Source organism: Streptomyces sp. NPDC087270 (assembly GCF_044744625.1).
Lineage (GTDB): Bacteria > Actinomycetota > Actinomycetes > Streptomycetales > Streptomycetaceae > Actinacidiphila.
The window spans coordinates 245,497-258,201 of the sequence record NZ_JBIUYR010000012.1; the positions used below are offsets into that span (position 1 = coordinate 245,497).

General features: G+C 73.9%; 9 protein-coding genes. 7 read left to right on the forward strand and 2 right to left on the reverse strand.

The genetic code is table 11. The annotated features are described in order from the left end of the window. The 4 genes from ACIPAE_RS24620 to ACIPAE_RS24635 are packed head-to-tail and all read left to right on the forward strand — an operon-like array spanning window position 1 to window position 4,477. On the forward strand, window positions 1-1,482 hold the full coding sequence (locus tag ACIPAE_RS24620) for a DUF6271 family protein (protein ID WP_402447896.1): 1,482 nt from the start codon (window positions 1-3) through the stop codon (window positions 1,480-1,482). Then, a complete protein-coding gene (locus ACIPAE_RS24625) occupies window positions 1,479-2,657 on the forward strand; it encodes a type III PLP-dependent enzyme (RefSeq protein ID WP_402447898.1) in 1,179 nt (392 codons plus the stop codon). The genes ACIPAE_RS24620 and ACIPAE_RS24625 overlap by 4 nt, the downstream gene beginning before the upstream one ends. Beyond that, window positions 2,658-3,269 carry a GNAT family N-acetyltransferase gene (locus ACIPAE_RS24630; protein WP_402447900.1) on the forward strand — a complete coding sequence of 204 codons (612 nt, stop codon included), beginning with the start codon at window positions 2,658-2,660 and terminating at the stop codon, window positions 3,267-3,269. A 5-nt stretch (window positions 3,270-3,274) separates the two neighbouring features. After that, window positions 3,275-4,477 (forward strand): MFS transporter, encoded by a 1,203-nt coding sequence (locus ACIPAE_RS24635; RefSeq protein ID WP_402447963.1) that lies wholly within the window; start codon window positions 3,275-3,277, stop codon window positions 4,475-4,477. Window positions 4,478-4,650: 173 nt separating this feature from the next. On the opposite strand, the gene ACIPAE_RS24640 is transcribed toward ACIPAE_RS24635, so the two are convergent. Beyond that, window positions 4,651-5,631, reverse strand: coding sequence for an Lrp/AsnC family transcriptional regulator (locus tag ACIPAE_RS24640; protein ID WP_402447902.1), 981 nt, complete (start codon window positions 5,629-5,631; stop codon window positions 4,651-4,653). Window positions 5,632-5,771: 140 nt separating this feature from the next. Between ACIPAE_RS24640 and ACIPAE_RS24645 the strand changes: the two genes are divergently transcribed. The 3 genes from ACIPAE_RS24645 (at window position 5,772) to ACIPAE_RS24655 (ending at window position 10,034) form a co-directional block, all read left to right on the forward strand. Continuing rightward, window positions 5,772-7,337 (forward strand): MFS transporter, encoded by a 1,566-nt coding sequence (locus ACIPAE_RS24645; RefSeq protein WP_402447904.1) that lies wholly within the window; start codon window positions 5,772-5,774, stop codon window positions 7,335-7,337. Between the two features lie 98 nt (window positions 7,338-7,435). Further along, window positions 7,436-7,969, forward strand: coding sequence for a YceI family protein (locus ACIPAE_RS24650; protein WP_402447906.1), 534 nt, complete (start codon window positions 7,436-7,438; stop codon window positions 7,967-7,969). Between the two features lie 310 nt (window positions 7,970-8,279). Continuing rightward, entirely contained in the window at window positions 8,280-10,034 is a 1,755-nt protein-coding gene (locus tag ACIPAE_RS24655) for a hypothetical protein (RefSeq protein WP_402447908.1), read from the forward strand. On the opposite strand, the gene ACIPAE_RS24660 is transcribed toward ACIPAE_RS24655, so the two are convergent. Further along, complete coding sequence (locus ACIPAE_RS24660; protein ID WP_402447910.1) at window positions 10,011-12,533, reverse strand: hypothetical protein; 2,523 nt, start codon at window positions 12,531-12,533, stop codon at window positions 10,011-10,013. The genes ACIPAE_RS24655 and ACIPAE_RS24660 overlap by 24 nt on opposite strands. Window positions 12,534-12,705 lie beyond the last annotated feature (172 nt).

Below are 12,705 nucleotides of genomic sequence, written 5' to 3' on the forward strand. Positions count from 1 at the left end.
ATGCGCCGAATCTGCCTTGCACTTCCCACCAACAGGTCCTGCCTGCCGGCGATTTCCGCGCTGCACGACGAAGCGGTCTACGCCGTCTCGCACTTCGACGTCGAGGTGCACCTGCTGGTCCTCGACTCCTGCGGTCCGGCGGTGTCCGAGCAGCACGCGGCCGCCGTCCGCGCGCTGCCCGCGACGCCCGGCGTCGTCGCGCACCACCTCGACGAGGCGGCGCAGCGGGACTTCCTGCGCCGGGCGATCGACGAATCGGGTGTGGAGAAGCCCGAGTTGGTGCTCGACCTGATGCTTCCGCGGGCCGTGTCCTACGGTGCCTGCACCAACCGCGCGTTCCTGGTCGCGGCCGCGCTCGGCTGCGAGTCGGTGCACCGGCGGGACTCCGACAGCAGGTACCAGGTCGTCGCGGGGGAAGCCGGGCGGGCCGTCGCCGCCGGGCAGTCCGTGCCGGCGGGGTCGTCCGTGGCCGCCGGGTCGTCCGGGCAGTCCGGGCAGTCCGGGCCGGCAGGGCAGGCCGTCGCGGACGGACCGGTCGGGGGGACGTCCCCGGCCGGGGACACCGCGCGGCCCGTCTTCCCGATCCACCACGAACTGCTCGCGCTCGGCCGGCCCGCGGGCGACGCGGCCGCGGACGTGACCGAGACGGACCTGGACGCCGAGCACGCGGGCAAGCCCGTCTCGATGGTGGGGAGTTCCTTCGTCGGCGAGATGTCCGTGGACATCGAGGAGATGCGCCGGCTCGACCCCGGCGCCTACCACGACGTGGTCGGCCTGTGGGCGCCCTTCGACTGGTCGGCCGAGCAGAAGCGGGAGTTCGCCGACGACTCCTTCCGTGGCGCCGGCACCGAACCGTTCCACCACGACCACTCCACGCTGACGCACGTGGACCCCATGCGGGTGGACATGTGCAACATCGCCTTCCACGGCGTGCACGAGTCGGTGCCGCTGCTGCCGGCGACCGACACCATCGGCAGCGACTACTTCCTCATCCACCTGGTGCACGACGCGACGCTGCCCGGGGTGCTGCACAACCGGAACATCGTGAACTTCTACACCCCGGAGCGCAGGACCGGCCCCGGATTCACCGCGTACCAGCTGCGGTTCGCCAAGTTCTTCCTGTCGATGCTCTACCTGAACTTCGTCTACGACCGGATGGAGCGGGCCGGCGCGTCGCTGCTGGACGAGCGGAACCAGGTCAGGACCGACGCGATCGTCGAACTGCTCTGGGAGAGCAGCCGGTTGGACCAGGCCGAGAACGTGCAGCGGCTGGACGTCCTCGATGACGCCTACCGCCGGCTCGGCGGGAAGTACGCCGAGTTCGCCGATCTGCTGGCCGGCAGCCGGGAGCGGCTGCTCGACGAGGCGCGGCGCGACATCGAGGAGTTCGCGGTGCTCACCGAGGTCTGGCCGGCCCTGGTCGGCGGCGCGAGAGCCACGGACCCCGGCCTGCTCCAGCGGCAACCGGACCGACGTCCGTGAGGCATGACGACACGCTGCTCGCCGCACTGGCGGCGGCCGACGACGACCGGATCGTCTTCGATCTCAGCGGCATCGAGGAGCGCTACGCCTCCTTGCTGGCCGAACTGCCCGGCGTCGCCGTCCGGTTCGCCCTGAAGGCGTGCCCGGTGGACGAGGTGCTCGACTGCCTGGCCCGGCAGGGCAGCGGGGTGGACGCGGCGAGCGTGCAGGAGATCGGGCAGGCGCTGCGCGCCGGGGTCCCCCCGGAGCGCATCCACTACGGCAACACCATCAAGTCCGACCCGGACATCGCCGAGGCATACCGGCTCGGCATCCGGGACTTCGCCACCGACAGCCTGGCGGACGTCACCGCCGTCGCCGAACACGCGCCCGGCGCACGGGTGTTCTGCCGGCTGGCGACCGACGGCGGCGGCGCGCTGTGGGGACTGAGCCGGAAGTTCGGCTGCTCGCCTGAGGACGCCGTGGCCGTGCTGGAACGGGCCCGGGACGCGGGCCTGAAACCGGCCGGACTGTCGGTGCACGTCGGGTCCCAGCAGATGACCGCCGGTGCGTGGCGGCGGGCGTTCGAGCAACTCGCCGATCTGCTCGACACGTTGCGCGGGCGGGGGATGGCGCTGAAGTACGTCGACCTCGGCGGCGGCCTGCCGGCGCTCGGCTACCTCGACGAGCGCGGCGAACCCCTCGACCCGCCGCTGGACAAGATGTTCGCCGTGATCCGGGAGGGCATGCAGATGTGCCGGGACGCGGGCGGCGCGCTGGACTTCATCGTGGAGCCCGGCCGCTACCTCGTGGCCGACCACGGCGCGGTCCGGGCGCACGTCGTCCGGCTGTCGCTGCGGCACGACGCGGACGGCGAGCCGCGCCACTGGCTCTACCTGAGCTGCGGCAAGTTCAACGGCCTGTACGAGATGGACGCGTTGCAGTACCGGCTGGTCTTTCCCGGCCGGCACGGCGGTCCGTCCGTCCCGGCGACGGTCGCGGGGCCCACCTGCGACAGCGACGACGCCTACCCCGGCGGCCACCGGCCGGTCCGGGTGCCCGCGTCGATCGCGTCGGGCGACCCGGTCTGGGTGATGTCCAGCGGGGCGTACGCGGTCAGTTACATGACGCAGGGCTTCAACGGCTTCGGCCCGCTGCCGTGGACGTGCGTGCGCAAGGCGGAAGGCGGGCGGTAGATGACCTGGAACGCGCGTATCCGGCGGATGGCCGACGACGACTGGGAGGACGTCGTCGGCCTGGAGACCCGCGCCTATGCGGCCCTCGGGCTGTCCGAGGGACGGGCGGCGCTGGAATCCAAGGCCCGGGTCTCCCCGGCGACGTGTTTCGCGCTGGAGCTGGTCCCGGGGCCCGGCGCTGACCCGGGTGCCGATCCGGGCGCCGGGGCGCGGCTGGCGGGCTACCTGCTGGCGCTGCCGTACCCGGAACGGTCCTACCCGGGTCTGGCCCGCCGCGAGGAGGCGGCCGCCCCGTCGCGGAATCTGCACCTGCACGACCTGGTGATCGCCGAGGACGTGCGCGGCCGCGGGCTCGGGAAGCGGCTGCTCGGCCGGCTGACCGCCGCGGCCCGGGCCCAGGGGTACGAGCAGATCTCGCTGATCGCGGTCGGCGGCAGCCACACCTTCTGGTCCGCGAGCGGGTTCACCGCACGCGAAGGCGTCGAGGCCCGCGGCTACGGGCCGGGTTCTGTGTACATGACGATGGCGCTGCCGTCCGGCCAGGTGGAGGGCGACCGGACCGCGGTCGGCGGCCTGCCGATCGGGGCGCCGTCACGAGAAGAAGTGGGATGAGCCCGATGCTGCGCGTTCACGATCCTTTCCGCAGAGGGCAGTTGGCCACGGCCGCGCTGTTCTTCTCGCTGGGCTTCCAGTACGCCACGTGGGCGTCGCGGCTCCCCGCGATCAAGTCGCACCTGGACCTGACCGCGGCGGAGGTCGGCCTGCTGCTGATGGCCACCGGAATCGGGGCGGTGGCCACCTTCCCGGTGGTGGCCGTGCTGATGCGGCGGCTGGGCTCGCGGCGGCTCGCGCTCGGCTCGGCGCTCGGCCTGGCGCTGCTGCTGCCGGCGATGTCCGCGCTGCCGGACTACCCGGTCGCGCTGCTGGTGATGCTCTGCGACGGTGCCCTGGTCGGCGGGCTGAACGTGGCGATGAACGCGCAGGGCGCGGCCCTGGAGGCGGTCCACGAGCGCAACGCGATGGCGCGGCTGCACGCCGTCTTCAGCGGCGGTTCGCTGGCCGCGGCCCTGCTGGCGTCGGGGATGAACGCGCTGACGTCCACGCTGATCGTGCACTTCGCGGTCGCCGCGGGGCTGATCCTGCTGCTGCTCGGCTTCGCGCGCGGCGGCCTGCTCACCGAGGACCGGCAGTCGCAGGAGAAGAAGGAGAAGGGCCGCGGGCGGTGGACGCTGCCGTCCCGGGTGACGCTGTGGCTGGGCGCCGCGATGGTCTTCGGCACCGTGACCGAGGGCGCCATGAACGACTGGTCCGCCCTCTACATGAAGGACGTCGCCAAGGCGTCGGCGGAACTGGCCCCGATGGGGATCGCGGTCGTCTCGGTGATGATGGTGCTCGCCCGCGTCTTCGCCGACTCCTGGCGCAGCCGCTGGGGCGACGGCCGTATCGTCCGGGTCGGCAGCGCGCTGGCGGCAGTCGGGCTGGCGCTCGCGCTGCTCAGCGGGGGAGTGGTGCCTGCGCTGCTCGGCTTCGCCTGCGTCGGCCTGGGCATCGCCTCGGTCACGCCGTGCGTCTACGTGGCCGCCGCGAAGAACGGTTCCGACGCGCTCACCGTCGTGGCCACCATGGGGACGACCGGTCTGCTCGCCGGGCCGCCGGTGGTCGGGTTCATCGCGAACGCGAGCGGGCTGGTCTGGGCGCTCGGGGCGGTGGCCGCCGCCGCGATGCTCGTCTCCGTGTGCGGCACCCGGATTCGCTGGACCCCGGTCGAGCCGGAAGCCGCTGTCACCGCCGAGGTGAGCGTGACCGCCGGGTCCGTGTGAACGGTGGTCGTGTGCGAACGGTGGTCGTGCGTGACCGGTGGTCGTGCGCGGCCGCCGGGTTCGTACGACCACCGGGCGCGTACGGCGATGGGCGCGTACGGCGCTGGACGCGTATGGCCACCGGACGCGTGTGACGGGCGGGTTCGGGTGACCGTAGCCGGAATCGCGGCCGGTCAGGTGGCGTTCGGGCGGAGCACCGACCCGGCGCGCTTGACCGTACGGATCAGCGGAGCGGTCTCGATCGCGCGGATGCCCGGCAGCCGGCCGAGGGTGCCGCTGAGGTAGTCGTACAGGTGGCGTTCGTTGCGGCAGACGACGTTGGCCACCAGGTTGCTGCTGCCGGTGACCGCGGCGACGAACGGCGCCTCGGGGTGGCGGGCGACGGCCCGCGCGGTCTCGTCGAGCCGGTCGGGCCGGGCCGAGATCCACAGCAGCGAGTTGCTGGTCATGCCGAGGGCGTGCTCGTCGAGGTCGAGGTCGAAGTAGAGCACCCCGGAGTCGCACAGGCCGCTGATGCGGCGGCGTACCGACGACTCGTGCCAGCCGGTCGCCGCGGCCAGTTGCGCAGTGCTGGTCCGCCCGTCGTGCGCGAGATGGGACAGCAACTCCTCGTCGTCGGCGTCGAGGGCCAGTACGGTGTCGTCCCGCTCGCGCGTGATCGGCGGGGGCAGCCGGTCGAGTTGGGCGTCGGTCAGGGCCGAGGTGAACACCGGCCAGGTGGGCGAGGAGAAGGTGCGCAGCAGCGAGTGGGCCGAGATGTGCACCACCCGGCGGCTGTTGGGGATGCCTTCGAGGAAGAGCGCGTCGCGCTGCTCGGCGGTGCGCGCCTGGACCACGCAGACCACCTCGGTGCCGCCCGAGGCCAGTTGCACCCACCGGGTGTCCACCCGCCGGGTCAGCGCGGCGGCGATCGCCCCCGTCGAGCCCGGGGTGCACCGCAGCCGGACGAGCCAGTCGGTCCAGCCGACCCGCTCGCCGTTCACCCGGCCCAGGACGCGCAGGCCGGCCGACTCGCGCAGCCGGCGGTAGCGGCGCGCCGCGGTCTGGTCCGAGACTCCGACCAGCTCGGCCAGTGTCCGGAACGCGATCCGAGGCTCCACCACCAGCGCGTGCAGGATCTGCCGGTCCACGGTGTCCAGCGTGGCGATTTCCACGGAGCTGAGCCTATCGCTGTCGAGATCCGTCGCGAACGGCCGGATTCCTGGTCGGCCCGAACACGTCGGCCGAGCATGTCCTCACCCGGGCCGGAAGCCGCTTTCCCCGCGGTGCGCCGCCGATGAGAGGACATGATGTGATGGACAGGAAATGGTGGACGTTGCTGGCCGTGTGCGCCGGCTCGTTCATGCTGCTGCTCGACGTGACGATCGTGGTCGTCGCGCTGCCCGAGATCCAGGGCTCGCTCGGCGCCGGCTTCGCCGAGGTCCAGTGGGTGGTGGACGCCTACGCGCTCACCCTGGCCGCCCTGCTGCTCACCACCGGCTCGCTCGCCGACCGCTACGGGCGCCGCCGGCTCTTCGCGCTCGGGCTGGGCGTCTTCACCGCCGGCTCGGTGCTGTGCGGCCTGGCGCAGTCGCCGCTGATGCTCATCGTCTCCCGCTGCGGCCAGGGCGTCGGCGGGGCGATGATGTACTCCACCTCGCTGGCGCTGCTGGCACACGGCTTTCCGCGCTCGGAGCGGGCCGTGGCCTTCAGCGTGTGGGGCGCGGTCACCGGCGCCGCCGTCGCGCTGGGCCCGATCCTGGGCGGCGCCCTCACCAACGGCCTGAGCTGGCGGTGGATCTTCCTGGTGAACATCCCGGTCGGCGCGCTCGCCCTGGTCGTCACGCTGGGCAAGGTCGAGGAGTCGCGGGCGCCGCGGGTGGCCCGGCCGGACTGGACCGGGTTCGGCCTGCTCACCGGCGGCCTGGTCGGTCTCGTCTACGGGCTGATCCGGGCCAGCGAGAACTCCTGGGGCGACACCGCGGTCGTGGCCTGCCTCACCGCCGGCGCGGTGCTGCTGGTCGCCTTCGTGGTCGTGGAGAGCCGGGTCGCGCACCCGATGTTCGACCTGTCGCTGTTCCGGACGCCGACGTTCGTCGGCGGTTCGATCGCCGCCTTCACCATGAACGCCTCTCTGTTCGCGATGTTCCTGTACCTGGTGATCTACCTCCAGGACGTGCTCGGCTACAGCTCGCTCGGCGCGGGCCTGCGGCTGCTGATCATCACCGGCGCGCTGCTGGTCGCGGCCGCGGTCGCCGGGCGGCTCAGCGAACGCGTCCCGATCCGGCTGCTGATCGGACCCGGTCTCGCGCTGGTCGGCATCGGCCTGTTCCTCATGGCGGGCCTGCACGGCGACAGTTCCTGGACCCACCTCGTCCCCGGCTTCGTCGTCGCAGGTGTGGGCGCCGGGCTCGTCAACCCGCCGCTGGCGGCGACCGCCATCGGCGTGGTCACCCCCGACCGCTCCGGCACCGCCTCCGGGGTGAACTCGACCTTCCGGCAGGTCGGCATCGCCACCAGCGTCGCCGTGCTCGCCTCCGTACTGTCCTCGTCGCTGCACCGCGACCTCGACCACCGGCTCGCCGGGGTGCCCGGCCTGAGCGGGCACGGCGGGCAGATCGCCGCCGGCGTAAGGCAGGGCGACACCGGCAAGGTCATCGCGGGCGCCCCTCCCCAGCAGCGCGGCGTGCTGGCCGCCGCGATCCGGGACGGCTTCGCCGCCGGCCTCGACAACCTGCTGGTCATCACCGGGGTGGTGGCGTGCGTCGGCGCGGTCTGCGCGCTCGTGCTGATCAGGAGCAGGGACATCATCACCTCCGAGACGGGCGAGCGGCCGGAACGCCCGCCGGCCGCGGACGGCCTTCGGACGGTGGTGCGTTGAGCCGTACCGCCGGCGCGACCCGCCGCACCCGGAGCCCGGCGCCGACGTCGCGCCGGCCACCCGCGGATTCCTCACCGTCGTACGCAGGAGGAGACCTCATGACCAGGGCGACAGCCGTCAACCCGCTCACCGCCGGGACCGGAGCCGGGCACTGGGTCCTCGGCAGCCGGGCCGGGAGCGTCCGTTTCGCGCACCGGCTGATGGGCGGACTGCTCACCGTCAGGGGCGGTTTCGCCGTCACCGGCGACGTCACCGTAACGCCGGACGGGTCGGTCACCGGCACGCTGCGGATCGACTCGGCCTCGATCGACACGAGGAACAGGAAGCGGGACCTCCATCTCAGATCCGCCGACTTCCTCGACGTGGCGCGGTATCCCGAGATCCTGGTCGTGATCGACTCGGCGGCCGTGTCCGGGGACGAGGTGGAACTGCGGGCCGACATCCGCGTCAAGGGCATCCGGGAGCGGCAGCGGCTGCATGCCCGGATCACCGACGTGAGCGGTGACAAGGTGGCGGTCGCCCTTGAGGTGGCGATCGACCGGCACCGCTTCGGCATCACCTGGAACCGGTGGGGGATGGTGCGCGGCAGCACCCTCATCACCGTCGACGCGGTCCTCACCCGCGCCGCCTGATCGCACCCGCGTGGCCGCGCCCGCCTGATCGCACCCGCGTGGCCGCGCCCGCCTGATCGCGCCCGCGTGGCCGCGCCCGGCCCGATCGCGCCGCCGATGTCGCGTCGCGCCGCCCTGGCCGAACCCGTGCTCGCGTATCGTCGGCCTGGGCGGCCGCGCGGTACGGCGGGCCGCGGTACGACGGCGGGCCGTACCGTACGACGGCGGGCGCGGCAGGCCGTGCGCGGCGGGTCGGCGCGGCTGCCCGGCGTGCGGTCGAGAGGCGAGAAGGCGAGAGGGGACGAGCGCGGTGCAGGGTGCGGGGCGACGGGTGCCGCTGCCGTTGGCCGAGGACGCCGAGCGCTGGCGGAGCGTGTTCGCCGAGCGGACCGTCCTCGCCGTCGCGCACAACGTCACCTCGGCGACCCGCCTGCTCGACCTGCTCGCGCTCTTCGAGGGCGACCGCCGGGTCGAGACCGTCTTCACCTGCACCGGCTCCTCGGCCCTGGACAACGGAACGCTCGAACTGCTCCAGGCGCGCGGCGCGCTCGTGCTGGCCTGGAGCGAGGCGAAGCAGCGCAAGTTCGACCTGGCGATCGCCACCAGCCGCGGTGGCGACCTGTACAACCTGCACGCGCCCCTGATCGGCACGCCGCACGGGGCCGGCTACAACAAGCTGCTCGGCGGAAGCCGGGAGGCGTTCGGGCTCACCGAGGAATGGCTGATGCACGACGGCCGCGTGGTGCCGTCGGCCATCGTGCTGTCGCACGAGGAGCAGCGCGCGCGGCTCGCCGTGAGCTGCCCCGACGCCGTGCCCCTGAGCCTGGTGGCCGGCGACCCCTGCTTCGACGAGCTGGCGGCGAGCGCTCCGTTCCGGCCGGACTACCGCCACGCGCTGGGCGTCCGGCGCGGTCAGAAGCTCGTCGTGGTCTCGTCCACGTGGGGCAGGGACTCGGTGCTGGACGCCGCCGACCCCGAACGCGACGCCCTGCGGCGCGCGCTCGCGGAGTTGCCGGCCGACGAGTACCGCGTGCTCGCCGCCGTCCACCCGAACGCGTACTACGGGCACGGCGCGTGGCAACTGCACACCTGGCTCGCCCCGTTGCTCGCCTGCGGGCTGATGCTGCCGCGCCCCGACGCGCAGACGTGGAAGGCCGCGCTGGTCGCGGCGGACGCGCTGTGCGGGGACGGCGGTTCGGTGACGCAGTACGGCGTGTCGCTCGGCCTGCCCACCGTCCTCGGCTCCTTCGCGACGGACAAGGCGGCGCCCGGCTCGCCGATGGCGCTGCTCGCCCGGGCGGTGCCCCGGCTCTCCGCGCACCGCCCGCTCCTGCCCCAACTCGACGACGCCGCCCGCCGGCAGGCCGCGGACCCCGAACTGCGGCACCTGCGCTCCCTGGTCACCTCACGTCCGGGGCAGGCCGCCGCGCTGCTGCGCGCGCTGTTCTACCAGCGGCTCGGACTGCCCGAGCCCGCCACGCCGGCCGCCGCCCGCGCCGTGCCCGTGCCGGCGGCGCCCGGCGAACCCGCGGCCGGGCCGCCCGAGGCGCGGCGCTCTCCCGTCGTGGCGCCCATGTACGTGACGGTCGGCACGGTCGGCACGGACGGCGACGCGGTCACCGTGCGCCGCTACCACGCCGCGCTCCAACGCCCCAGCCAGGAAGACCACTTGGCGGGCGCCCAGCTCGTCGCGGACATCGACGACCCCGACACGCAGTGGCCCCGGTCCGCCGACGTCCTGCTGGTGCCCGCGCGTCCGCGCGGCGGTCCGGTGCCCGCGGAGCGCGCTGCTGCCGGCGCCGAGGCGGTCGCGCGGTATCCGGGGTGCGCGCTGATCGCCACGGAGGAACCGGACGACGGGTGCGCGGCCCTGCTGCCGGGCAGCGGCACGCGGGTGCGCGCGACGTGGTCGGGGCCGCGCCCCTGGTGGGTCTCCCCGGCGATCGCGGCCTCGGTCGTGCACGAACGGCTGCTGAGCGGTCCGCGTGCGCCGCACGGCCCCGGCGCCGGCCGCCCGCCGCTGCGGGTGCGGGTCACCATCGGCGCCGACGCCGAGCTCGCGCTACTCGTGGTCACCGCCCTCTGAACCGCTTCCCGCGGAACCCCGATCCGGGTCCGCGCCCTCGTCCTGGCTGTGATCGGGCTCCGGCTCCGGCTCCGGGTCCGGGTCCGGGTCCGGGTGCTCCGCCAGGCGCCGCCGCGCCTGCTCGACCCGGTCGCTGTTGGCCGCGCGCAACAGCGCTGCCGCGTCGCTCCAGTCCGCGCGGGCCCGCCGCACCTCGCCGCGCGCGAGCAGCAGGTCGCCCCGGGCGAGCAGGACCCCGGCGCGCTGGTAGCCGTGCCGCGGCCGGCCCAGACCCGCCACGGCCTCGTCGAACGCGGCGAGTGCCTGGTCCGGGCGCCCCGCCGCCAGCAGTGCCTCGGCCAGACGGGCGCTCGCCTTGGCCGCGTTGAAGGTGTCCGGCGGCGACAGCGCCAGGAACTCCGCACCCGCCGTGGCCAGTACGGCGGCGGCGTCGTCGTACCGCCCGAGCTTCGTCAGCACCGGTCCGCGGTGCAGGGCGATCAGGGCGCGGCCGCGCGGGTGGTCGACGCCGTCCAGCGCGGCCAGCGCCTCGTCCAGGTGCGCGAGCGCCTGCTCGGGCCGGCCGAGCCCGTCGGCCAGCTTCCCCAGGCCCTCCAGCGCGCTGGACCGGGTGCGCCGCCACCCCTCGGCGTCCGCCGCGGACGTCTCCGGGCGGGCGAGCGCCGGGTCGCAGAGTTCGAGCGCCTGCTCGAACTGCCCCCGGGCGGCGGCCGGATCACCCGGACCGAACCGGTCGAGGAAGGCGAACCCGAGGCCGTACCGTATCCGGGCGAGCGCCAGGAGGTTTCCGCGTACCGGGTCCTCCAGGGCGGCCCCGCACGCCAGTTCGTACACCTCGACCCAGTCACCGTGGAACCCGCAGCGCAGGTAGAACGTCCACAGGCCCTGGGCCAGGCGCCAGGTCGCGTCGTAGTACCACCCGTCGTACGTCCCCGCGTCGTAGGCGGCGCGCACCGCGGCCTTGAGGATGTGCCGGCGGCGGACCAGCTCCTCGACCAGGATGTCCTGGGTGTCCTCGTCGGCCGGCGGGTATCCGGCGTACGCGCCCGAAGGATCGTGCCGGTACCGCGGCGACAGGCCGGCGTCGAAACGCTCCGCGAGGTCCACGTAGTGCCGGACCCAGCGCCGCCGCGCCGCCTCGCGCTCCGGCCCCGGCAGATCGGTCCGGGCGCACTCGGCCGCGTGGGTGTGCACCAGGCCGCTGATCACGCGGTACATCCCGCCGTCGATCCGCTCGATCAGGCTGGAGTCCCGCAGCGTCCGGATCGCCTTGGCGCGGGTGCGGCCGTCGAGGCCGGGCGCCATCGCCGCCACCACGTCCTCGTCGAACTCCGCCGTCGGGTGCAGGCCCAGCAGGCGGTAGACCTGCGCCGCTTCGGGGGAGCGGCGGCCCAACTCCTGGTAGCCGGCGTCGAAGATCTCGGCTCCGCTGCGCTCGTCCACGTCGAAAGCCCCCAGCCGGACCTCGGGACGGTGGTCCGACAGCGCGGTGGCGAACTCGCCGATGCCGTACGGCTGGTCGAAGAGCATCTGCGCACCCGCGATCCGCACCAGCAGCGGGTTGCCCTCGCAGACGCGCACCGCTGTGTCGATCTCCGCCCGGTGCGAGGCGGCGTACGGCGCGAGCCGGCCGGAGCTGATCAGCAGCCGCCGGCTGTACTCCGGCAGCAGCGGCCCGACCTTGAACGCCTTCGCGTGCACGTCGGAGACGAGGCTGCGCATCAGCTCCCTGCCGGTGACCACCACCACGGCCTCCGAGGAGGCGGGCAGGAAGTGCTTGGCCAGGGAGGCCAGCGCGACATCCTCCAGCAGCACGAACACCGGCCCCTCGGCGGTGACCTGGTGGAACTTGGCCATCTTCGCCGCGAGGTCCGACGGCACCTCCTGCTTCGGCACGTGCAGCAGCCGGAACCACTCGTCGAAGACCGCCGCCGGATCGGGCAGCGCTCCGGTGGCGCTCCTGGCCAGCACCGCGGACAGTTCAGGACCGGCGCTGAAGGTGTCGCGGTGCCTGAGCAGCCACTGCCGCACGAGTGTGGTCAGACCGATGCCGCGCGGGCCGTACACGAACAGCACCGTCGGTCCCGGACTCCCGCGCCCCGCCTCCCAGGCGGCGTCCATCTGCCGCAGCTCTTCCTCGTGGTTCTCGAAGTCGTCCACGGCGGAGACCGCGATACGGGCGAGCGGCTGCGACCGGGCGGCGGTCGCCGTCGCGAGCAACTCCCGCACCTCGGCGGCCAGCGACGACTGCTCGGCGGCGAGGGTGCCGAGTGTCGAGCGCAGCAGGTCCGCGACGTGCCCGAGTGCCTCGTCGGGCGCGCTCGTCGCGGCGGCCGCGCGCGCCTGCTCCAGGTCGCCGAGCACCTGCTCGTCCTGGCCGCCGCCCCGCAACCGGAGCAGCGCCGCGAGCCGCGGTTTCACCCCCGCGTCCCAGGCATCGCTCAGGACCTTGCCGGCCAGAGCCGACAGCAACTTCGCGATCTCCGGTTCCACCAACACGCCCAGCCCCCTCGGAACGTTCGCCCAGTCGTGACCGACTGCCCGTACACCGTCACCGTACGGTGTCGGCGCCGCACCGACCTCCAGAAGGACGAAGCCCGAGCCGCACCCTCGGCCGAAGGCCAAGCCGCACCCCCGGCCGAGGGCCGAGCCGCACCCCGTACCGGATTCC